We start from the raw sequence: 19,874 nt of genomic DNA on the forward strand, positions 1-19,874 counted from the left end.
GATTTTTAGCTGGTTTTATGATGCCCTGAAAACATGTGTCAATTAACCTGACATTTGCGTTGTTCTTAGGCTGTTCCAGCGCTGCTTATCGCTGCTGGGAGCGGTAATGTGTCCACATTATTTACAGTATTTTGGTCGCGCCTGGACTGTAGCGATCTCTCGTTGCCATACGGTAATGCTCCCGGCATGAAGAAACCGGCAAGCCGTGCTATCAAGTGAGAGGGATTATTATTTTCTTCTGAAGGAATGGGCATGGCTTACTGGTTGGTGGACAGCCCGGGTTCTGGCGATGGCTCTCGCGACAGCGATTTCTGGCTGAAGCACCTGCGCGAGCAGGGCATAAATGAGGTAACCGTTTGCAAGCTGGGTGATGCCGAAAATTGGATTCGTCATGTGTCTGAAGGCGACTGCCTGATGGCTGCAGGTGGTGATGGCACGGTGAACGGGGTGGCTTCGCTGTGCCTGCGTACCGGGGCGACCCTGGCGGTTCTGCCATCAGGCACTGCTAATGACTTCGCCCGAAACCTGGGCCTTCCTGAGGATCCTTCAGAGGTTGTTCGGCTGGTGGCAGAGGGTGGCTCGCAACGGATTGATGTGGCGGAGTTTGCAGATCGCATCTATTTGAACGTGGCTCATATCGGGCTTGGTACCTTGCCCTCCCGAAAGGCCAGTTCCCCAACCAAGCAAGCTTTGGGCAAGTTCAGCTACCTGGCCACCCTGTTTCAGCAGGTGGGTGCCAAGCGGGGCTTCCGGGCCAGGATTCAGACGGATCGCTCATCGCTCGAAGGCCGCTGGCTCTCCATTGCGGTTGCCACGGGAGCCTACTTTGGCGGCGGCCAGGAAATACCGGAAGCCTCGGCTGACGATGGACTGCTGGATATCATTGCTATACGCCCCCGCCCGCTAGCCCAGTTGTTACTGACCTTCCTGACGGTCCGATTGAACCGGAAAACGCCCCGGAGAACCAGCACGGTTATTCAAGTCAAAGGCAAGTGGTGCCAGATAGACACCCAGCAGCCCAGAACCGTAACCGTAGACGGTGATGTAGCCGGCAAAACGCCCTTTCGGGCGACTTGCCGGCCGGGTGCTATCCGGGTGATTGGCAAGAGGGTAGTGCATACCGGCGAGCAGCCGGCAACGGGTTAGACTGAGATGCCGGCTTTACGGGCCCGGGCCGCGTGCAGCTTTTTGTAGCTCTCGATCATCTTCAGGTGGCGGTCGAGGCCGCGCAGGTCCATGCCGGTTTCTTCAAGGCCATAGAAACGCACGGTGCCGTTGATGGAACCCTCGACGGCATCCATCACTTCGTCACCAAACATGCGGCGGAAGTTGTAGAGGTAGTCTTCCAGCTCCAGTTCTTCGTTCAGCGTGGCTTCCAGGGCTGCGTTCATGGCCTGGTAGAACAGGCCGCGCTCAACGGTGTTATCGTTGAACTGCAGGAACATCTCCACCAGTTCCTGGGTCTCTTCCAGTTCACCCAGCGCCAGGTAGATCAGCAGTTTCAGTTCCAGAATGGTGAGCTGGCCCCACACGGTGTTTTCATCGAACTCGATACCGGTGAGAGTGACGATGGTCATGTACACGTCCAGCTCGGCCTCTTCCAGCCGCTCCACCAGGCTGGTTAGTTCGTCCTCATCCAGGCGGTGGAGATTGAGGATGTCTTCCCGGAATTCCAGCGCCATGTTGGTGTTGTCCCACACCAGGTCTTCCACCGGGTACACTTCGGAATAGCCGGGTACCAGGATGCGGCACACCGGGGCGCCCAGATAATCGAAGCCGGCTACGTAGCACTCCTTGCCCATGTCCGCGAGCATCTGGAACAGGGTGGCGGCTTCTTCTTCGTTGCTGCCGGAGAAATCCCACTCGACAAAATCGTAGTCGGATTTGGCACTGAAGAAGCGCCAGGACACCACCCCGCTGGAGTCGATAAAGTGCTCAACGTAGTTGTTAGGCTCAGTCACCGCCATGGAGTTGAAGGTGGGGGCGGGCAGGTCGTTCAGGCCCTCGAAACTGCGGCCCTGCAGCAGTTCGGTCAGGCTGCGCTCCAGCGCTACGTGGAAGCTGGGGTGGGCGCCAAAGGAGGCAAACACGCCGCCGGTTTTTGGGTTCATCAGGGTCACGCACATCACCGGGAACTGGCCGCCCAGAGAGGCATCCTTCACCAGTACCGGGAAGCCCTGTTCTACCAGGGCCTTGATGCCTTCGACAATCCCCGGGTACTTGGCCAGCACGCTATCCGGCACATCCGGCAGGGCGATTTCGTTCTCGATGATTTCTTTTTTCACTGCCCGTTCGAAGATCTCGGACAGGCACTGCACCTGCGCTTCCTGCAGCGTGTTGCCCGCGCTCATGCCGTTGCTCAGATACAGGTTTTCGATCAGGTTGGAGGGGAAATACACGGTTTCCCCATCGGAATGGCGCACGTAGGGAATGCTGCAGATGCCCCGCTCCGGGGTGCCGGAGTTGGTGTCGAACAGGTGAGTGCCCAGCAGTTCACCGTCGGGGTTGTAGATGGCCAGGCAGTGGTCGTCCAGGATGCCCTCGGGCAGTTCGCCTTCCGGACCCGGCTGGAACCATTTCTCGTTCGGGTAATGCACGAACTCGCTGTTGGCGATGTCCTGGCCGAAGTACTGGTCATTGTAGAAGAAGTTGCAGTTCAGGCGCTCAATAAACTCGCCCAGGGCCGAGCACAACGCGGCTTCCTTGGTGGCACCCTTGCCGTTGGTGAAGCACATATGGGCGGCGGTATCGCGCACGTGTAGGGACCAAACATTGGGCACGATGTTGCGCCAGGAGGCAATCTCGATCTTCATGCCCAGGTCCGCCAGGATGCCACTCATGTTGGCAATGGTCTGTTCCAGCGGCAGGTCTTTGCCTTCGATGTAGGTGCTGGAGTCTCCGCCCGGGGCGGCAGTCAGCAGGGCCTGGGCGTCTTCGTCCAGGTTCTCCACCACTTCAATCTGGAAATCCGGGCCGGTTTGCACCACCTTTTTGACCGTGCAGCGGTCGATGGAGCGGAGGATGCCCTGACGATCCTTTTCGGAAATGTCTTCCGGCAGTTCCACCTGAATCTTGAAAATCTGCTTGTAGCGGTTTTCCGGGTCTACAATGTTGTTCTGCGACAGCCGGATGTTGTCTGTGGGAATATCCCGGGCATTGCAGTAAACCTTCACAAAGTAGGCTGCGCACATGGCCGATGAGGCCAGGAAGTAGTCAAACGGGCCGGGCGCCGAGCCATCGCCTTTGTAGCGGACGGGCTGGTCTGAGATGACGGTAAAATCGTCAAACTTGGCCTCAAGCCTCAGGTTGTCGAGATAATTGACTTTGATTTCCATGGGCAGCTTACCGGATTCAGAAATATGAGCAGTTTACGCGGAATAGACGAGGTGATCCCCGATGCGCGGGATGGTCTCACAAAAACGGAACGGACGATACTTTACGTCCTGAGCGAGACCCAGAAGGAATTGGGCGGCCGTAATGTGCCTACGGTGATGCTGTATGGCCGGGTGCTGGAGTATGTGAATATCAGCGTTGAAGAGCTGCACCTTTACCTTGACAGGCTGGGCGTTAAAGGGGACGGGCTTTAGGTCTTGTGGGTGCTGAAGTCCCTCGGGTCTAACCGATAATAGCCGCACATCGCCTTGTAGACCTCCGGTTGCGCCTCCAGCAGGTGTTCCGGCTGCTGGAAAAAGGTTTCCGTCAGCACCGCAAAGAACTCCGCCGGCTCGGTGGCGCCGTAAGGGTCCAGCCAGGGTTTATGGTGGTGTTCCAGCCGGTGTTGCAGGTGGTCCCAGGCCTTGGTCATGGTTTCCTGCCAGTGCTTTGCGTCCTGCCCGCTCAGTGGCGGAGCCCCGTCTGCCGAGCCATCCAGGTAATCCAGCTGATGGGCGAATTCGTGAAGAATTACATTGTGCGGGCCATGAGGATTGACGATGGCTTGTTCACACTGGCTCCAGGCCAGAATCACCCGGCCGTGAGACCAGGCCTCCCCGGCCCTGGTTTCTTCACTGGTACTGACCACCAGGCCATCGCTGTCGGTGTCCTGTACCCGGTAGATATCGGGGTAGACCAGAATGCTCTTTACATCGTCGTAGTTCGAGAACGCTCGTTCCAGCAATAACAGGCAGGCATGACCGGCGATGGTCACCCGTACCCTGTCATCGATGTGAAAGCCTGCGCATTCGTAGAACTCCTTTTCTGCGATAAACAGCTGAACCAGGTTCTCCAGCCGGGATTTGTGGCTGGTGGAGAGCCGGTTATAGATGGGGACATTGTCCTTGAGGTGGCGCCGCCAGGGCTCAGGGAAGGGCTGTTGCAGTTCTCGCTGGCGTCGCCAGTTGCGGTAGAAAAACAGGTAGAAGACCGACGCCGAAACCAGGAGAGCAGCGGCCAGGGAAAAGATCAGTGCGGGAGACATGGGTAGGCCTGTTCAATGGTCATGATTCAGTCTGTGCAGTTGCAGGTCTTTCTCCAAACGGTAAGTGTCGAAATCCCGAGCCAGGAACAGGTGGCCCTTGTAATGCTGCAATGCCTCAGCGGCGAGCTGATTGATATGAGGCGTGCCACCCGGGGCGGATTGGTAGCGGGAGCTGAAGTGGGTGAGTGCCAGGTTGGGGAGCTTTACGCTCTGGGCAAACCGAGCGACCTGCTGCGCCGAGCTGTGCTGGGGCCAGGGGCCGACCCGGTCGGCGACGTCCTGGGTGTAAGTCGCTTCGTGGATGAGTACATGAGTTCCCTGGCTGGCCTCTTTCAAAAGCTCCGGTGTGTCATTATCACCACCCACAATGATGCGCCGGGCGGTTCTGGGTATCTCCGTGTAGTCATCGCTCCTCAACAACCGGCCGTCATCCAGCAGCACGTCCTTGCCCTTCTGCAGATCGCCCCAGGATGGACCAGCCTCTATGCCGTCCGCCGTCAGTTTCTCCTGCCTTAGCTGGCGTTCCAGATTTCGTTCAGTAAAGACATAAGCGCGACAGGCAACCCGGTGCGAAAGCGCCACGTTGGTAACCCCCACGTTGTCATCCTGCCAGTAGAAATCCGGCGCTTCGGAATTGATGAAGTTCAGGGGGTAGCTCAGGCTGGAGTCGCTGTTATCTATTGTCGCCTCGATGAAACGGCGCACCTGTGGCGGGGCGATGATGTCCAGCGGCTCTTTACGGCCCAGCATGGAGGCACTGGTGAGCAGCCCGGGCAGGCCAAAGATGTGATCACCGTGGATGTGGGTGATGAAAATCGCCCGCAGCTGCATCACCGAATAGCGGGTGCGCATCAGCTGGTGCTGGGTGCCTTCGCCGCAATCGACCAGGTACCAGGGTTTGGGACCGGACCGGCAAAGGGCCAGCCCGGTGACGTTGCGTGACCGGGTTGGTGTTCCGGCAGATGTGCCCAGGAAAGTAAATTCCATCGTGCCTCGTTTCGCGGTAATGTGCCCCCTGATAATACGAAACCCTGCTCTGAGATGATACGGAACCCATCATGTCTGAACTCGCAAACTACGAAAGCTTTAACATCGAAGTAAAAGACCACATCGCCCACGTACAGTTCAGCCGTCCTGAAGCGCTGAACTCCATGAACAAGGCGTTCTGGCTGGAGTTGCCCCGCTGCGTGCAGGACATCGAAGCCAACACAGACGCCCGGGTAATTGTGATCTCCTCCACTGGCAAGCATTTCTCCGCCGGCATGGACCTTGGTGTGTTTTCTGATCCGAAATCCGTGCCCATGAGCGGTGATCCCGGCCGTATGGCCGAGAACCTGCGCAGAGTCGTACTGCAGTTGCAAGACACCCTGAGCTCTCTGGAAAAAGTACGCCTGCCGGTACTGGCTGCAGTACACGGCGGCTGCATTGGTGGTGCACTGGATCTGGTGTGTGCCGCCGACAGCCGTTACTGCACGGCGGATGCCTACTTCACCATCAAAGAGACTGAGCTGGGTATGACGGCCGATGTGGGCACCCTGCAGCGTTTGCCCAAGCTGATGCCCGAAGGCGTCGTGCGGGAGCTGGCCTACACCGGCCGCAAATTCGGCGCCGAAGAGGCACAGCGACTTGGTTTCGTGAATACCGTTTACGAGAACCAGGAGGCGATGCTGGAAGGTGTGATGGCCATTGCTGCCCAGATTGCCGCCAACTCGCCGCTGGCGGTGACCGGCTGTAAGGAAATGATCAATTTCAGCCGTGATCACAGCGTGGAAGACAGCCTGAAGTACATGGCCACCTGGCAGTCCGGCATGTTCCGCCCCGGAGACATGATGAAATCCTTCCAGGCCAAGGCCCAGAAACAGGCTCCCACCTACGATGCTCTGTTCCCGGTCAAGGATCTGTTCGACAACTGATCCATGTCTGAGCGCGGCAGTTCCTCCATGCCTTCAGCCACCGCCCTGATGTTTCAGGGCGGCATTGGTTTAATCGGCCTGTTTGCTGTCTGGCTGTTTGAGATCCCGCTGCTTCTTGATGGCCTGAATGCTGTTGAGGTGGCGCTGTTCGGTGCAGTGGGGGCGGCTGCTACCTACCTGGTGCTGGTGTTGTTATCCCGCGTGCCCTGGCTTTTTCCGGATAACCTGAGCGGCCAGATGCAAGCGCTCTATAACTTTGCCGCCAGTTATCGCTGGCCGGTACTTGGGGCGTTGTCTTTGCTGGCGGGTGTCGGGGAAGAGTTGTTGTTTCGCGGGGCTATTCAGGGCTGGTTGTTGCAGCACACCGGTCCCTGGACGGCGGTTATTGCCGCTTCTGTGTTGTTCGGCCTGGTGCACTATGTTTCGTTCACCTATTTCGTGATGGCCACAGGCCTTGGTGCAGTGTTGGGCGTTGCCTACCAGTTCAGCCAGAGCCTGGCGCTGGTCATGGCCTGGCATGCACTGTACGACATGGTCGCGCTCTATTGTCTGCTGCGTTATCCCCACTGGTTTGGTGTTCGCCGGCCCCGGCCCTGAACCAGAAGAGTTCCCACCTGTGAGGCGCGCGGGTATCCTTGCGCCAGTTTTTTCGGAGTAGTTGGAATGCTTGAGAGTTACCTGACCGGTCTGCTGGTGTGTGGCGGTATTATCGTGGCCATTGGTGCCCAGAACGCTTACATCCTGAGCCAGGCCATTCGCCGGGAGCACCACTGGTGGGCAGCCGGGTTGTGCATGGTGTCAGACGTGCTGCTGTTTACGCTCGGCATGTTCGGCGTGAGTGCGGCCCTGATGGCGGCACCCCAGGCGCTGGAAGTCTTGCGCTGGCTGGGTGTTGCCTTCCTGGGCTGGCTGGCCCTGCAGGCGTTCGTGCGGGCGGGCCGTGGCCGGGCAGCGCTGAAGGCATCTGGTGATGTGGGGCGAAGCCTGAAACGGGTTATCCTGACCACCCTGGCCGTAACCCTGCTTAATCCGCAGGTTTACCTGGACACCCTGTTGCTGATCCCGGCAGTGGGTGCCCAGCAGAGTAGTGCCGTGACTTTTGTGGCCGGCGCCAGCAGCGCGTCGATCCTCTGGTTTGGTGGTCTTGCCTGGTTCGGCTCCAGGCTGGCACCGGTTCTTTCCAAACCCGGTGCCTGGCGAGTGATTGATGGCGTTATTGGCCTGATGATGGCGGCTATCGCTTTACAGCTGGCCCTTGGCGGCCTTTGATATCTCAACTTGTTCCAGAAATGCACGGATATCCTCGAAGGCTTCTTCGGCTTCTGGCAACAGCGGTGTGAAGATGTGCCACACATGCACCATGTTCTGCCAGGTGTGCAGTTCAACCGGTGAACCTTCAGCCCTGGCCTTGGCTGCATAGCGGGTAGAGTTGTCCAGCAGCATTTCTGTGGAGCTGGCATGGATCAGCGTTGGCGGCAGGTTGTTCAGGTTGCCGCGCAACGGGGAAGCCACCGGGTTGGTGGGGGAAATCCGGAATGCCGCCAGTGTGCCCCACCAGAGCACCGGCAAAGGAATCTTGGAGAGCCCGCCAAACACCGGCCCCAGCAGGGGGTCGGTGCGGATGTTGTCGCGGTTGCTGGGGGCCGTCAGGGTGAGGTCTGTAGACGGCGACAGTGCCACTGCGGCATCCGGCTGGCGGATACCATTGTCCCGAACCCAGGCAATCAGCGACAGGGTATGGCTGCCGCCTGCGGAATCACCAGCCACCACCATAAAATCTGCAGGTTCTTCACCGTCCGGGCCGTGGGCTAACAGCCACGTATAAGCCTGGCGGCAGTCACGGATGCCATCCATAAACCGGTGCTCCGGCATCAATCGGTAGTCGAGGGCGAAAACGGCGGCATTGGCCAGCTGCGAGAACCTGTCGGTAATCGCCCGGTGGCTTCGGGGGCTGCCGGCGGCCCAGGCGCCACCGTGGATATACAGAACCCGTCGGCGGGTGTCTACGCCCGGGGCGATAACCCATTCGCCCCTGGGCTGGTCGTTATGACGAATCTCTGAAGTTACTTCAACATCCTCACCCAGACTGTCCAGGTGATTCCTCAGGGCAATCAGCCTGGCTTTGCCTTTCAGTCCCTTTGATGCCCGGCCCATATCTTTAATGCGTGACAGCACCTCATCGTGAGCCGGATTGGGTGCGACTTCCTTCACTGCCCACTCGTTGCCGTCAAATTCGGACAGGTCTTTGACCCGGAACAGCAGGAAAGTGGCAACAACAATCAGCGCGACAATGGCGAGCAAGGTCCAGAGCATGGGTGTTCCTTTTCGGGGAGCAGTGGTTTTATTCTGTGGATCACTGAAATCCTAACACGGCAACTATCACATCCGTGCGTTGTGTTGCCATTGGCCGGGCGGCCGGGGTGCAGGGCAATGTTCGGGAGGCTTGCAGGAAAGGGGGCAGAGAAAAAGGGCCCGGCGAACCGGGCCCAATCACGGCTTAGTCGTGGCCGTAGATACGCATGCGGGTGTTCTGAACGGACAGGTTATCCAGTGTCAGGGAACCGATATTGGTGCCGCCAACCAGAACCTGGCCGATCTTCATGTCTGCATCGAATTGTTGCAGATCGATAGCCAGGGCTTCGTCGGTGCTGCCGAAACGCTGGTCTTTGTACACGTCCAGAGTTATGTCAGCAGCCGCGTCCAGTATACTGGGGCCACTGCCTCCAGTCGCTTTGCCGGCAACTTTTTCCAGATAGGTGTTTTTGGTCATTTGCAGGTCGCGAATGCCAATGCCCAGGAAGTCAACGTCAACGTCCAGATCGGAGATGCCGATCTTGGTATCCAGGGTCAGCTTGTCCGTGGCGGTATCCACCCGGATGCCCACTTTGTTAAAGATACCGACCATGTTGAAGTTGCTTGCCAGCAATGTGGAGTCAGTGTGACCTTCCAGGGTCCACTGGCCAGTGCTGATCGCGAAGTCGATGGGGGCAGCGGTGATCGGCATGACGTCGATAACGGCGTCGCCATCATCAGCAATGTCAATATTGATGGCAATGTTGTCAATCAGGTCGGTGTAGTTGACAAATGCACCCCATTCACCATCACGATTGATATCGATGTCCTTGAACATCTCATCTTCCATACCTTCACCAGCACCGCCGATGCTGATGTCTTTAATGGCGAGGGAACCTTCATCGGTATAACGGAATTCGCCAATGTTGACTTTGGTTTCCAGCTCGATAGTCACACCGGCCTGACCGGTGATGCTGCCCATCTGGGCGTCATCAATGGGTTTCAGGTCGGCCTGGGCCACAAACGGGAGGCCTGCAATGGCCAGCACTAACGCAGATTTTTTCAGGCTTTTCATTTCGTCGTTCCTTTTTTGGTTTTGTTTTCTCTTCTTTCCTGATTCGGGTTACAGCCGGCGGATACCGGCTGTAACCCTTTCCGGTCAAGCCGGAACTTTTAGAACTGAGGAGTCAGGTCCAGGTTGATGGTGTTGCCCGGGCCAGTCATGAACTGGTTCAGCAGGCTGGTCAGCAGGCCGCAGTTTTCCAGCGCGCCCAGCTCGTAGACACCGCTTACGGTACCGCCAGTGGCCGGTGAGAAGTTGGAGCCCTCAACCGACTTCAGCTCGATGTTGATCGGATCGCGGGTCTGACACTCGGAACCACCACCAATGCGAATTGGCAGCCAGCCGATCTTGATAGCAACCTTGGGTACTTTCACATACAGCTGGGAGTTGGCAGTCAGCTTGCCGTTTACCAGGGAGCCGGTGGTTACCGCAGCCTGCTCGAATTCCACGTTGGCGGCAGCATTGATCTTGCTGAACAGAACCTTGATGGAGAAGTTGCCGGAGGTTGGCTGAACTTCCAGGTCTGCTTCAAAGGTGCCGGCAGCCAGGTCGAGAAGGGTAGCGATAGAGCCAGTCAGGGGCAGGGAACCGCCGGTTGCCTTGATCAGTGTGGAGCCTTCCAGGCCCAACAGCAGTTCAATGGGGTCTGGGCCGCCGGTGCTTTCTTCATAAGACTCTGCGCGCACCGGAATGGTTACGGTGGTGTTTTCTTCGTCGCTGGAGTTCACGACCAGGGCCGCGCTATACACACCCGGTGCACCGGCAGCAAAGCTCAGGTCGACAGAGCAGCTGGCGCCAGCGGCAACCGTGGTGCAGTTATTGGTCTGCAGGAAGTCAGCGGCATTGGCGCCTTCCAGGACAATGCTGTTGATTTGCAGGGCGGCATTACCGTTGTTGGCAATGGTAACCTGCGCGGATTCGCTGGTTCCGGACAGAACGCGACCCAGTTCGACCGATTCCGGAGATACCGAGATTTCCGGTGTCGGAGCCAGGGTGCCGCGGCCAGACAGGGCAACGTCGATGCTCGGGGTTTCGGCATCGGTAGACTCGATGGTCAGGGTTGCGCTACGGGTGCCATCGGTGCTTGGAGCAAAGGTGACATCAACCGCACAGGAAGCTTCCGGCGCAAGGCTGGAGCCACACTGGTTATTCAGGGTGAAGACGTCAGCATCGTTACCACTGATGGCAATGTTGTTCAGGCCCAGGGCTGCACTGCCGGTGTTGGTGATGGATACGGACTGCTGAGCGCTCAGGCCGGCCTGTACCGCACCGAAGGCCAGTTCTTCAGCGCCTACGGTGATGCGCGGTGTTTCAACCACTTCACCACCCACGGTGATGGTTTGAAGCAGGTTGTCCTGGCCTGGCAACTGAACACAGTCAGTCAGGATTTCACCGATCGGAGCGGGCGCAATGGCGCCATTGGCGGTGCGCGCAGTCAGGTCCAGTTGCAGGGCGCCAACACGGATGACCAGTTCGCCAATATCATCCTCTGTAACCAGGAATTCCGGAGACATGCCGGAGGCCGGAACATTGAATTCGCCTGAAGTTTCGGGAACAGGCGTGGGCGGAATGTCCAGCTTCACAATTTGTTCAACGGTTCTGCCTGCGGTCACAACACTGTTGTAACTGGTGGCAACGCCTTCGAGTGTGGCGGACTGAACCAGTTTAAGACCGGTGCGGGCATCGTCATTGACCACGGTGATGGCATCAACGGTGAATGCGGGGATGGTGTCACCTACAGACACTACGGAAGGAATATCCGCGCTGATGGTAGCCCGGATGGGCTGGTCGCCAATCAGCGGGAATGGGCATTCAAAGGCCAGTTCGGTAGAGACCTGTTCGGCTGCCGCATTTGATGCACCGCCGGCCATCAAGGCCGCCGCCGCAACGGCGGGACCGAGCTTGCGAACGCTCGTGTTGAGGTTCCTGAGTTTCATGAGTTCGTCCTCTGTGTATCTTCTTTGTTGTAGTTGGGGTTGCAGACAACACCGATAAGGACTGCTCGATCGGACTTGCAAAGATCCCGTGCCATACGCGTTTACGCATGAATGCAGGGTTATTAGACGGGGAGTGGGTGCCGCCGGTCATTGCTGGTGGCGGCACCATTTTTGTCTTAAACGGAAATCAGGGTGGGTTATTGTTCAAACCGTGAACGGTGTCAAAACGGCCGGGGAACGCCGGTCACTTTTTACTGCGGGCCTGCCGGCGAATGTCGCCCGGGGTCAGGCCAGTCCAGGAACGGTAGGCTTTGGTGAAACCGGCCTGGTCACTGAATCCCAGTTTTTCTGCAATGGATTCCAGCGGCACATTGGTGTCTTTCAGGTACAAAGTGGCAAAGTTTTCCCGGATTTCGTTACGCAGTTCCCGGAAGGATGTGCCGGCGCTGGCAAGGTGCTGCCGCAATGTGCGGGGGCTGATCTCCAGGCGGCGGGCGATGTTCTCGGTGGTGCAGGGGCGCCCGGGCTGGCTCATGATCAGTTCCCGTACCTGCATAACGGTCTCGTCTGCTTCCCGGGGTGTCTCCCGGGCACCGTGCCGGGTCCTGGCCACCAGGAATTCCAGGCTGGCATCGTCTTTGCGAATCGGGGTGCCGTTCAGGGGCATGATCACCTGGCTGATGCCGGCATCGAATTCGAACTCGCTGTCTGGTGCCAGCAATTGCCAGTCTTCCTGGCTGGCTTTGCCCGGGAAGTCGAACTGGAAGGTGAAATGGCTGCATACCTGGGAGGAGACCCGGTGAATGCTGCCCATGTAGATCTTGGTCAGGCAGGGCCGAAGATCGCCCACTCCCCAGGTATCGATCAACCGGATGCGAATGGTGGAGCCGCTGGATTCCAGCTCCATATCCATCAGTGGCAAGCCCACCCGGAGGTATTGAACAATCATACTGACCAGGCGACGGGGATTTTCCTGGCCCAGCACGGCAAAGCCGAGCAAGCCGTGGCTGGGCAGGTCCAGCTGCTGTCCGAATTCGAAGGCGGCCCGTTCGTCGTGCATCAGCCAGTCGGCCTGGCGGAGCAGGAGCAGCACCTGGCTCATGGTTACGCTGGCATCGGGGTTGTTCAGAAGGTCGTCGGTAATGCCGGTTTCCGCCATGATGGCGTGGCGTTTAACGCCGCGGTTTTCCATAAACCGGATAAAACGGCGGGCATAGCGGGCCGAGATAATCGGCACCTCCAGTGCAAGGTTGTTCAACGAATCCATGTTTCCGTCTCTGTGCCGAGGCTGTGTACGGGGTTAGTATAGGCGCGGTGTTACGGTGGATATCCGGCAACGGGTCACAAATTGGCCGCATGGCCGGATATGACAATGAAACTTCAGACAGGTTTGTCTCCCATGATTTCAGGTGGTGCCACAGCATCCAATACAGAGTTGTCCGAGTGCTGTTCGGTTTGTGAGAGCCGCACACTCGCACCGTTTATGGAGGTAGAAGGCAAACTTTACCTGCGTTGTGGCACTTGCCAGGCAACCCTGATGGCGCCGGGGTTCTACTTGTCTGAGCAGGAGGAACGGGCTGTCTACCAGTTGCACGATAATCAGCCAGAGGACCCGGGCTATCGAAAGTTTCTGTCAAAGCTTGTCGGGCCTCTACTGGCAAAGCTTTCCCCGGGCGCCCACGGGTTGGATTTTGGCTGTGGTCCCGGGCCCGCGCTGGCTAGCATGTTTGAGGAGGCTGGCTACCCGATGGCGGTTTACGATCCCTTCTTCAGACCAGAAAGGGAAGTGCTGAACCAGGCCTATGATTTTGTGACCTGTACCGAAGTCGTGGAACACCTGCACCAGCCTGCCCAGGTATTCAGACAGCTCGATACCTTGGTAAAGCCCGGAGGCTGGCTGGGTATCATGACCTGTTTTCAGAACGCTGATGACCGCTTTGCCACCTGGCATTACCGCAGAGACCCGACCCACGTGGTGTTCTACCGGGAAGAAACCTTTGCCTGGCTGGCCGCACATTTCGGCTGGGAGCTGGAGGTGCCGAGAAAGGATGTGGCGCTGTTCCGAAAGCGGGCCTGACCCGGTTCAAGGCGCCTCGGCGGGACATTGGGGAATGGCCGGGCATTGCTGCGTGGCGTTTTGGATGGGGCCGGGCAGGTTGTCTGCTGTAGTGTTGAAGCGGTCAGGGGCAAGGGCGCCGGCGCAGCCCCGGGCGTTCCCGGCTGTTTCAGGGCAGTCATTGGCCGCCAGGGCATAGGCCAGGTTGTTCCAGCTTTCAGGGGCTTGCGGGAATAGCTTCACAGCTTTCAGAAAGTGCTCGATCGCTTGTTGCGGCTGTTGTTGCGCATAGGCCAGGTTACCCAGTGCCATGATCGGGGCAGAGTGTTCGGGCCAGCGTGTTTGCGCGGTCTGGTAGGCCTCCCGTGCCGCACGGCTGTGACCGGTGGTTTCCAGGTCATGGGCGGCCCTCAGCCAGGGCAGGGGCTCGGCGGTTGCCGGTAACGTGTCCGGTGGCAGGATCACCACGGCCCACCGTTCAGCCCGGTTCCAGGTGGCGTGAAAGGCTTTGTAGGGCATCCGGTAATGCTGGCGGGTATCGGTGTTCAGTACCAGCTCCTCCTCCCGGGCGTCGTAGCCCACCACCACGGCAAAGTGCCATTGCGGCCACCAGTTGAAGCGCAGGTTCTGCATGACCAGTACCGGGTTGCCCGCCGCAACTTCCGCCAGTACGGCATCAATTTCCGGTTGCAGTGGATACACCACCATATTGTGGGAGCGCGCCCCGGCAACCATCTCCACCTGCAACGAGCCTTCCCGGCCGGGAATGTACACCAGCTCTTTCAGGATGTCCGGATCGGTGGACAGCCCCTGACTGTTAAGCATGGTGGCCAGCGAGGCCGGGCCACACTGGTACTTTTCCTGGGGATAGAAGGGCACTTTCTCCAGCAAGGTGGACGCGGGCTCCAGCAAGGCGGACGCGGGCTGTGCATCATTGTTGGTGGCTGATGGTTCGGGCCAGGGCGGGGTAGTTGCGCAGCCGACCAGCAGGACCAGGCCCGTGAGGGCCATCAACCTGCTGAAACCGGCGAGCTTCCTGAGCATGGCTCGGTGGTTTACCGGATACAGTTAATGAACGAGAAGAGATCGGTGGCGCACAGCATGTCGGTGATGATGAACACCAGCAGGAACAGGACGATCACACCGACAACCCCTTCACCGGTGGGTGCTTCGGCCAGTTGCTGCTCGAAGTCTGCCAGTTCGGCGGGGGTCAGGTTCTGGATGCGCTCGGCCACCTGGTCTTCACTGACACCAAGCTCGGACAGCTTTTCTTTCACTTCCTGCTGTTCCAGCATCTCCAGCAGCTGTTGCCGGTCGAGCTCGGTCTGTTGTTGCTGGATCAGCTCACCGGTGCCCACCATGCCGGCGTGGGCAGAAACGGAGAAGGTGGTGGCAAAGGCCATCAGCAGGGCCATCACCAGAGAAAACTGCTTGGTGTAACGTCGCATGGCGTTCATTACAGACTCCTTTCTCAGTTGTTTACAAAGACACTAGTTTGAACTGTGTCGCTGTTCAACATACAAAACGTTCACCAAGAAGAAAGGGTTCCTCAGAAAGTGGAAAGCCCTGTGGCTTCCATCACCCGGTACTGCCAGTAACGGAACCTGGACGCTTCCTGCCAACTTGCCCACGGCAGGCTGAGTACCGGATTGCTGTCCGGGCCATGGTTCCAGTGCAGCTCGAAGTAATCAGTCGCCTTAGTGGCAACGGGGTGGTCGGCCGGGAGCTGCACCCATGCGTTGGATTCCAGGTTCAGGTCGTCCAGGTTGCGCCGGGTGAAGTTGGCAGAGCCCAGCAGCATTTCCTGTTGGCCATCGCTACGCGTTCGGATCAGCAGCTTGCTGTGGCACTGCTCCCCGCGGGTGTTACACCAGCGGACAGCAACTCCTGCCTGGTTCAACTCGTTAGCCGCCGGGCGGTTGGGAATGCCGTTCTTCTCGTGGCCGAAGGCGTCTTTATTGGCATCCAGCAACAGCCGGACGCTCACGCCCCGCTGCTGAGCAGCTATCAGGGCTTCGATGATGGGGCGGTGGGAGAGGTAGAACATGGCCATGTCGAGGCTTTCCCCGGGCTGGCTCTGGTCAATCATCGCCAGGGCCTTGTCCCGGATGGCGGATTCAGTGAGTACCTGAATGCTGCTGCCGGATTCCTGGTGTTCGCCGGCCATGGCTTCCAATGTGTTGATCCAACGGTCAATTGTGGTGGTATCTGCGCCGGACATCTGCATAACCGCGCGTTCGCTGCGAACCACATCGGTGACTGCCGGGCCATTGAAGGCCAGGGCGGTGTTGCTGTGTCGGCTGCTGCCATCGTGGGGGTTGGCGGAGGTGATCACAGCACGGAAGCGATCTCCCTCGTCGGCAACCAGTACCTTGCGATGGTTGGCCTTGAAGTTGGGCAGGGCCAGATAGCTGCGAACGGTGGCGGGCTCCGTGCCCAGTGCGTTGGGCAGCCAGCCACCATCGGGGTTGTTGCCCAGCCACTGGCAGCAGAGCCGCCATAAGGATGACCAGGCCGGGTTGCTGTCCCGTAGGGGTTCCAGCCGGGTGATGACCAGTTGAATGCCCGCATTTTCGAGGGCTTCGAACAGCGTCGATCGGGTGCCGCCGTAAAAGGTGTTAAGCGGGTCTGTGATGACCACAATGTCGATGCCGGGCTGCGATTGCTTTCGGGTAATCAGCGCATCGACGGTCTGCTGTGCCAGGGGCCGTAATCCCTTGTCTTCGGGGCCGGTACTGTTGAACAGGAACATATCCAGCAGGATGAATGTTTCGGCCTGCCCGATCAGCCGGAACATCTCGTCGAAAATTTCGTGGTCCAGTTCGGAGCGGCCATCAGGGAAGTGCAGCGTGGTGTCGGTCAGCAGTTCAGGCGCTTCGAGGGGCAGAACATCGCCCTGGTAGGCAAGGCCGGCCGGCAAGGGCTTGTGGGTGTGCCATAGCCCGAGGCTGACCAGGATCAATAACAGGGCTGCGGCGAGTAACTTCATTGTCATGGCAGCATCATTCCTTTGAGTGTGGGGCGCCTGGCTCAGGTTTCGCTGTGCCGGAGGATCCGTTCCGAAAACAGCTGCAGCAGGCGGGCTGCGTCTTCGGCCGGTTGCACCGAGGCCATCAAGCCATTGGCATCCAGCCCCTCGGCCTGAAGGTCAGGGTACTGGACTTCCAGATAGGCCTTCATGATGTGTTCGGTGAACTCGGGGTGAAACTGCACACCCCAGGCATTGTCACCGACCCGGAAAGCCTGGTGCGGTTCGAAGTCGGATTCGCCCAGCAAAACAGCGCCAGGAGGGAGCTCCAGCACCGATTGCTTGTGAGTCAGCTGAGCCGGAAAGGTTTGCGGTAGCAGGCTGAACAGGGGATCGCTCTGTGCAGCAGCAAACAGGCGAACCTGCCGGGTGCCGGTTTCCCGGCCTTTGGGATGGTAATCCACCTTGCCGCCCATGGCATGTGCCAGAAGCTGGTGGCCGTAGCAGACACCCAGAAGCGGAACATTGGCTTCTACGGCCTGGCGCACCCAGTTGGCTGCTTGTTCGCTCCAGGGTTCCCGGTTACTGACCATGGCCGGCGAGCCGGTGATAACGATGCCTTGCCAGTCCGAGGGGTGGCCCGGAGGCGAAGCACGGGTTACGTCGACGACTGTCAGTTGCAACTGGCTGGACAAGCCACGGGTAAACCAGGCATCAAAGTCTCCGAACTGATCCTTGATCTGCGGATAGGTGCTCCCTGTTTTCAGGATAACCACCCGCGGGGCCTGTGTGTTGCCTGTGCCAGCCATACTGCGCTCCGGTGACAGCTAAACGGGAGAGGATTATTCCTCTTCCGGAAGTTCCGCGTTGTGGAACACGTTCTGAACGTCGTCCAGGTCGTTCAGCATGTCGAGGAACTTCTCGAACAGGGGAATATCGTCGCCCTGAACAACTGTAGTGGTCTTCGGCAGGAACTGGATCTCGTCCACATCGAACTCGATGCCTTCGAAGGCCGCTTCCAGTGCCTGCTTGGCCTTGGCGTATTCGGTGTTGGGCGTGAATACGGTGATCTTGCCGTCTTCATTTTCGATGTCGGTCACGTCAACATCGGCTTCCATCAGCGCTTCAAGAACGGCTTCTTCATCCTGGCCGTTGAACGCGAAAATAGCGCAGTGGTCGAACATGTGGGCAACCACGCCGGGGGTGCCGATCTTGCACTTGGTCTTGGTGAAGGCCAGGCGAACGTCGCCGAAGGTGCGGTTGGGGTTGTCGGTCAGGCAGTCGACAATCACCATGCAGTTGCCGGGGCCATAACCTTCGTAACGGGCTGTCGAGTAGTCTTCACCCGCGCCGCCCTTGGCCTTCTCGATGGCTTTTTCAATAACGTGTGTGGGGACCTGGTCTTTCTTGGCGCGCTCGATCAGGCCGCGAAGCGACAGGTTGGCCTGGGGGTCGGGGCCGCCAGACTTGGCGCTCATGTAGATTTCCCGGCCGTACTTGCTGTAAACCTTGGTTTTAGCCGCGGCCGTCTTGGCCATGGATTCTTTACGGTTCTGGTAGGCTCTGCCCATCGTTGGTGCCTCTCGGATTTACGATCAAAAGCGGGATTTTACTGAACCTGAGGGATTTGCGACAGGGGTGATTGCGCAAGGAATGCAGAAGGAGGTTTCCGCATCCCTGCGGAAACCGGGGAAATCACACAAAATCGACCGGCGGACGGTAGTTGTCCTGGGTCATCAGGTCGATGCCGCAGTCCATGCTGCTGACCCAGTTCAGGAAGCGGTCAACCATGGCCGGCCCCTCAAAACGCTTGCCGTGCTGGGGCACGATCATGGCCACGTCCATATCGCGAACCATGTTGGCCCACAGCTGGCACACCTTTTTAGAGGCAATATACCGGCGGTGGAAGCCAATCATGTGCTGGATGTGGTTGTCGAAGTCTTCCACCGGTTTGTGATCGTCTTCACCCCCGAGCGATGCGCCCAGATCTCCGGAGAACAGAATCTTCGAGACCGGATCATAGAACTGCAGGTTACCCACAGAGTGCATGAAGTGGGCTGGCAGACACTGGATATGGGAGTCGCCGAAACGCACTTTCGCACCCTGGTCCGGAATGCTGATGATGCGATCGTACACGCTGCCGCTGAGCTGGTTGGTTACGTAACTGGACACCAGGTGGGGCAGGAAACGGGCCCACAGCTTGGAGGTTACGATGCTGGCCTTGGTGTGCACAATCCAGCGGTCAATCGCACCGATGATGTCCGGGTCCTGGTGGGAGGCAAATACATAGTCCATCTCACGGATGTTCATGTACTTGGAGGCAGCCACCGACAGCGGGGTATAGGTAAGGTCTCCGCCGGGATCCAGCAGGGCTTCGTGGTCACCATCTACAATCAGGAACTGGTTGGACTGAACGCCCTCGCCGGTTACCAGGGAATCAAACATCAGGCACTTGTGGTGCCCGTTGTCGAACAGAACGATCGGCTCAACTGCCATTAGGGTCTCCCGCACAACAATAGGTTACAGGCCATGACCGCGGTGCCCAGGCACCGCGATGGCCGGATATTGCAATAAGGTTTGGAGACTACCGAACAGCGGGAAGCCGGGCCTTGCCACAGGTCAATTATCTGATATTCATCAAGTAACGGATTGTTGCTATGGCTACGCCAGCTCCGGAACCCGGCGGATGCCACGCTTCAGGCCCTGCTCCAGCGCTGCACTGACCACCTTGCCTGAAAACGGCACAATATCTTCGAAGGTGATGGTATAGCTGACCCGGGTTTGACCTTCCTGCGTGTCATAAAAACGAATACGCCCCATATGATTTCGAATCGGGCTAAGGCTGGTGATGGTGTATTCAATCAGCGAGTCAGGCTCGAAAACCAGTACGGTTTCCTGCAGCGACAGGGGGCCAATGCCGATTTTACGTACCGAGCCGGTACCGTTCGGATCGGCCTGGTCACTGTCTTTGATGCGTTTTACCGGAGCACCGATCATTTTGCCGAAACGGTGATGGTCGGCAAACAGGGCGAAGACTTTTCGCCTTGGCACATCAAAAATTTCCTCAATTTCAATGGTGTAGCTAGCCATTGTCATGCTCTTGTTGTTGGTTGTGGCTGCCAGATTACCTGTTTACGGTATTAAACAAAAGTCGAATACTGTCCGGCCTGACCCCAATGTTTCCGAAGTCCGGCTTTGCGGTCAATTCATGCAGTATTTGAAGGGTTA

20 protein-coding genes are annotated in these 19,874 nt (G+C 58.3%); 6 read left to right on the plus strand and 14 right to left on the minus strand.

Features of this window, described 5'->3' with window-relative positions; all coding sequences use genetic code 11:
• The first annotated feature begins 252 nt into the window (after positions 1-252).
• Positions 253-1,146: a diacylglycerol/lipid kinase family protein gene (locus B9Q17_RS07400; RefSeq protein WP_094624719.1), complete on the plus strand. Its 894-nt coding sequence runs from the start codon at positions 253-255 to the stop codon at positions 1,144-1,146.
• On the opposite strand, the gene B9Q17_RS07405 is transcribed toward B9Q17_RS07400, so the two are convergent.
• Positions 1,143-3,335 (minus strand): OsmC domain/YcaO domain-containing protein, encoded by a 2,193-nt coding sequence (locus B9Q17_RS07405; protein ID WP_094624720.1) that lies wholly within the window; start codon positions 3,333-3,335, stop codon positions 1,143-1,145. The genes B9Q17_RS07400 and B9Q17_RS07405 overlap by 4 nt on opposite strands.
• Before the next feature lie 24 nt (positions 3,336-3,359).
• Here B9Q17_RS07405 and B9Q17_RS07410 point away from each other — a divergent pair, with 24 nt between their 5' ends.
• Positions 3,360-3,587, plus strand: a complete 228-nt coding sequence (locus tag B9Q17_RS07410) for a hypothetical protein (protein ID WP_094624721.1) — start codon at positions 3,360-3,362, stop codon at positions 3,585-3,587.
• Here B9Q17_RS07410 and B9Q17_RS07415 read toward each other — a convergent pair.
• Positions 3,584-4,417 carry a M90 family metallopeptidase gene (locus tag B9Q17_RS07415; RefSeq protein WP_094624722.1) on the minus strand — a complete coding sequence of 278 codons (834 nt, stop codon included), beginning with the start codon at positions 4,415-4,417 and terminating at the stop codon, positions 3,584-3,586. The genes B9Q17_RS07410 and B9Q17_RS07415 overlap by 4 nt on opposite strands.
• A 12-nt stretch (positions 4,418-4,429) precedes the next feature.
• Positions 4,430-5,404 (minus strand): ribonuclease Z, encoded by a 975-nt coding sequence (locus B9Q17_RS07420; protein ID WP_094624723.1) that lies wholly within the window; start codon positions 5,402-5,404, stop codon positions 4,430-4,432.
• Positions 5,405-5,475: 71 nt separating this feature from the next.
• Between B9Q17_RS07420 and B9Q17_RS07425 the strand changes: the two genes are divergently transcribed.
• The 3 genes from B9Q17_RS07425 (at position 5,476) to B9Q17_RS07435 (ending at position 7,599) form a co-directional block, all read left to right on the plus strand.
• Positions 5,476-6,330: a crotonase/enoyl-CoA hydratase family protein gene (locus tag B9Q17_RS07425; protein WP_094624724.1), complete on the plus strand. Its 855-nt coding sequence runs from the start codon at positions 5,476-5,478 to the stop codon at positions 6,328-6,330.
• 27 nt (positions 6,331-6,357) lie between these two features.
• Positions 6,358-6,927 (plus strand): CPBP family intramembrane glutamic endopeptidase, encoded by a 570-nt coding sequence (locus B9Q17_RS07430; protein ID WP_094624784.1) that lies wholly within the window; start codon positions 6,358-6,360, stop codon positions 6,925-6,927.
• A 66-nt stretch (positions 6,928-6,993) separates the two neighbouring features.
• Positions 6,994-7,599: a LysE/ArgO family amino acid transporter gene (locus B9Q17_RS07435; protein ID WP_094624725.1), complete on the plus strand. Its 606-nt coding sequence runs from the start codon at positions 6,994-6,996 to the stop codon at positions 7,597-7,599.
• Here the strand turns inward: B9Q17_RS07435 and B9Q17_RS07440 are convergent.
• From B9Q17_RS07440 to B9Q17_RS07455, 4 genes are all read right to left on the minus strand, one after another.
• Positions 7,573-8,643, minus strand: a complete 1,071-nt coding sequence (locus B9Q17_RS07440) for an alpha/beta hydrolase (protein WP_094624726.1) — start codon at positions 8,641-8,643, stop codon at positions 7,573-7,575. The genes B9Q17_RS07435 and B9Q17_RS07440 overlap by 27 nt on opposite strands.
• 184 nt (positions 8,644-8,827) lie before the next feature.
• Entirely contained in the window at positions 8,828-9,697 is an 870-nt protein-coding gene (locus B9Q17_RS07445) for a DUF6160 family protein (protein ID WP_094624727.1), read from the minus strand.
• Positions 9,698-9,795: 98 nt separating this feature from the next.
• Positions 9,796-11,622, minus strand: a complete 1,827-nt coding sequence (locus B9Q17_RS07450) for a choice-of-anchor D domain-containing protein (protein ID WP_094624728.1) — start codon at positions 11,620-11,622, stop codon at positions 9,796-9,798.
• 244 nt (positions 11,623-11,866) lie between these two features.
• Positions 11,867-12,889, minus strand: a complete 1,023-nt coding sequence (locus B9Q17_RS07455; protein ID WP_094624729.1) for an AraC family transcriptional regulator — start codon at positions 12,887-12,889, stop codon at positions 11,867-11,869.
• A 105-nt stretch (positions 12,890-12,994) separates the two neighbouring features.
• On the opposite strand from B9Q17_RS07455, the gene B9Q17_RS07460 reads away from it, so the two are divergent.
• Entirely contained in the window at positions 12,995-13,699 is a 705-nt protein-coding gene (locus tag B9Q17_RS07460; protein ID WP_227498297.1) for a class I SAM-dependent methyltransferase, read from the plus strand.
• Between the two features lie 6 nt (positions 13,700-13,705).
• On the opposite strand, the gene B9Q17_RS07465 is transcribed toward B9Q17_RS07460, so the two are convergent.
• The 7 genes from B9Q17_RS07465 to B9Q17_RS07495 all read right to left on the minus strand — a co-directional run bounded on the left by B9Q17_RS07465 (position 13,706) and on the right by B9Q17_RS07495 (position 19,736).
• Positions 13,706-14,722 carry a PA2778 family cysteine peptidase gene (locus B9Q17_RS07465; protein WP_094624730.1) on the minus strand — a complete coding sequence of 339 codons (1,017 nt, stop codon included), beginning with the start codon at positions 14,720-14,722 and terminating at the stop codon, positions 13,706-13,708.
• 11 nt (positions 14,723-14,733) lie between these two features.
• Positions 14,734-15,135: a PA2779 family protein gene (locus B9Q17_RS07470; protein ID WP_022988645.1), complete on the minus strand. Its 402-nt coding sequence runs from the start codon at positions 15,133-15,135 to the stop codon at positions 14,734-14,736.
• Between the two features lie 92 nt (positions 15,136-15,227).
• Complete coding sequence (locus B9Q17_RS07475; RefSeq protein WP_094624731.1) at positions 15,228-16,673, minus strand: phospholipase D family protein; 1,446 nt, start codon at positions 16,671-16,673, stop codon at positions 15,228-15,230.
• Positions 16,674-16,708: 35 nt separating this feature from the next.
• Positions 16,709-17,455: a glutamine amidotransferase gene (locus B9Q17_RS07480; protein WP_094624732.1), complete on the minus strand. Its 747-nt coding sequence runs from the start codon at positions 17,453-17,455 to the stop codon at positions 16,709-16,711.
• A 33-nt stretch (positions 17,456-17,488) separates the two neighbouring features.
• Positions 17,489-18,217: a YebC/PmpR family DNA-binding transcriptional regulator gene (locus B9Q17_RS07485; RefSeq protein ID WP_022988648.1), complete on the minus strand. Its 729-nt coding sequence runs from the start codon at positions 18,215-18,217 to the stop codon at positions 17,489-17,491.
• 124 nt (positions 18,218-18,341) lie between these two features.
• Positions 18,342-19,142, minus strand: coding sequence for an oxygen-binding di-iron domain-containing protein (locus B9Q17_RS07490; protein WP_022988649.1), 801 nt, complete (start codon positions 19,140-19,142; stop codon positions 18,342-18,344).
• Positions 19,143-19,307: 165 nt separating this feature from the next.
• Positions 19,308-19,736: an SRPBCC family protein gene (locus B9Q17_RS07495; protein ID WP_094624733.1), complete on the minus strand. Its 429-nt coding sequence runs from the start codon at positions 19,734-19,736 to the stop codon at positions 19,308-19,310.
• Between the last annotated feature and the right edge of the window lie 138 nt (positions 19,737-19,874).

It is taken from the genome of Marinobacter vinifirmus (genome assembly GCF_002258215.1).
GTDB classification, from domain to species: domain Bacteria; phylum Pseudomonadota; class Gammaproteobacteria; order Pseudomonadales; family Oleiphilaceae; genus Marinobacter; species Marinobacter vinifirmus.

Coding starts and splice junctions, on each gene's coding strand:
- B9Q17_RS07410 (WP_094624721.1), top strand. CDS start 3,360: ATGAGCAGTTTACGCGGAATAGACGAGGTGATCCCCGATGCGCGGGAT.
- B9Q17_RS07475 (WP_094624731.1), bottom strand. CDS start 16,673: ATGACAATGAAGTTACTCGCCGCAGCCCTGTTATTGATCCTGGTCAGC.
- B9Q17_RS07495 (WP_094624733.1), bottom strand. CDS start 19,736: ATGGCTAGCTACACCATTGAAATTGAGGAAATTTTTGATGTGCCAAGG.
- B9Q17_RS07445 (WP_094624727.1), bottom strand. CDS start 9,697: ATGAAAAGCCTGAAAAAATCTGCGTTAGTGCTGGCCATTGCAGGCCTC.
- B9Q17_RS07420 (WP_094624723.1), bottom strand. CDS start 5,404: ATGGAATTTACTTTCCTGGGCACATCTGCCGGAACACCAACCCGGTCA.
- B9Q17_RS07490 (WP_022988649.1), bottom strand. CDS start 19,142: ATGGCAGTTGAGCCGATCGTTCTGTTCGACAACGGGCACCACAAGTGC.
- B9Q17_RS07430 (WP_094624784.1), top strand. CDS start 6,358: ATGCCTTCAGCCACCGCCCTGATGTTTCAGGGCGGCATTGGTTTAATC.
- B9Q17_RS07400 (WP_094624719.1), top strand. CDS start 253: ATGGCTTACTGGTTGGTGGACAGCCCGGGTTCTGGCGATGGCTCTCGC.
- B9Q17_RS07485 (WP_022988648.1), bottom strand. CDS start 18,217: ATGGGCAGAGCCTACCAGAACCGTAAAGAATCCATGGCCAAGACGGCC.
- B9Q17_RS07405 (WP_094624720.1), bottom strand. CDS start 3,335: ATGGAAATCAAAGTCAATTATCTCGACAACCTGAGGCTTGAGGCCAAG.
- B9Q17_RS07450 (WP_094624728.1), bottom strand. CDS start 11,622: ATGAAACTCAGGAACCTCAACACGAGCGTTCGCAAGCTCGGTCCCGCC.
- B9Q17_RS07460 (WP_227498297.1), top strand. CDS start 12,995: ATGAAACTTCAGACAGGTTTGTCTCCCATGATTTCAGGTGGTGCCACA.
- B9Q17_RS07455 (WP_094624729.1), bottom strand. CDS start 12,889: ATGGATTCGTTGAACAACCTTGCACTGGAGGTGCCGATTATCTCGGCC.
- B9Q17_RS07440 (WP_094624726.1), bottom strand. CDS start 8,643: ATGCTCTGGACCTTGCTCGCCATTGTCGCGCTGATTGTTGTTGCCACT.
- B9Q17_RS07480 (WP_094624732.1), bottom strand. CDS start 17,455: ATGGCTGGCACAGGCAACACACAGGCCCCGCGGGTGGTTATCCTGAAA.
- B9Q17_RS07465 (WP_094624730.1), bottom strand. CDS start 14,722: ATGCTCAGGAAGCTCGCCGGTTTCAGCAGGTTGATGGCCCTCACGGGC.
- B9Q17_RS07470 (WP_022988645.1), bottom strand. CDS start 15,135: ATGAACGCCATGCGACGTTACACCAAGCAGTTTTCTCTGGTGATGGCC.
- B9Q17_RS07425 (WP_094624724.1), top strand. CDS start 5,476: ATGTCTGAACTCGCAAACTACGAAAGCTTTAACATCGAAGTAAAAGAC.
- B9Q17_RS07415 (WP_094624722.1), bottom strand. CDS start 4,417: ATGTCTCCCGCACTGATCTTTTCCCTGGCCGCTGCTCTCCTGGTTTCG.
- B9Q17_RS07435 (WP_094624725.1), top strand. CDS start 6,994: ATGCTTGAGAGTTACCTGACCGGTCTGCTGGTGTGTGGCGGTATTATC.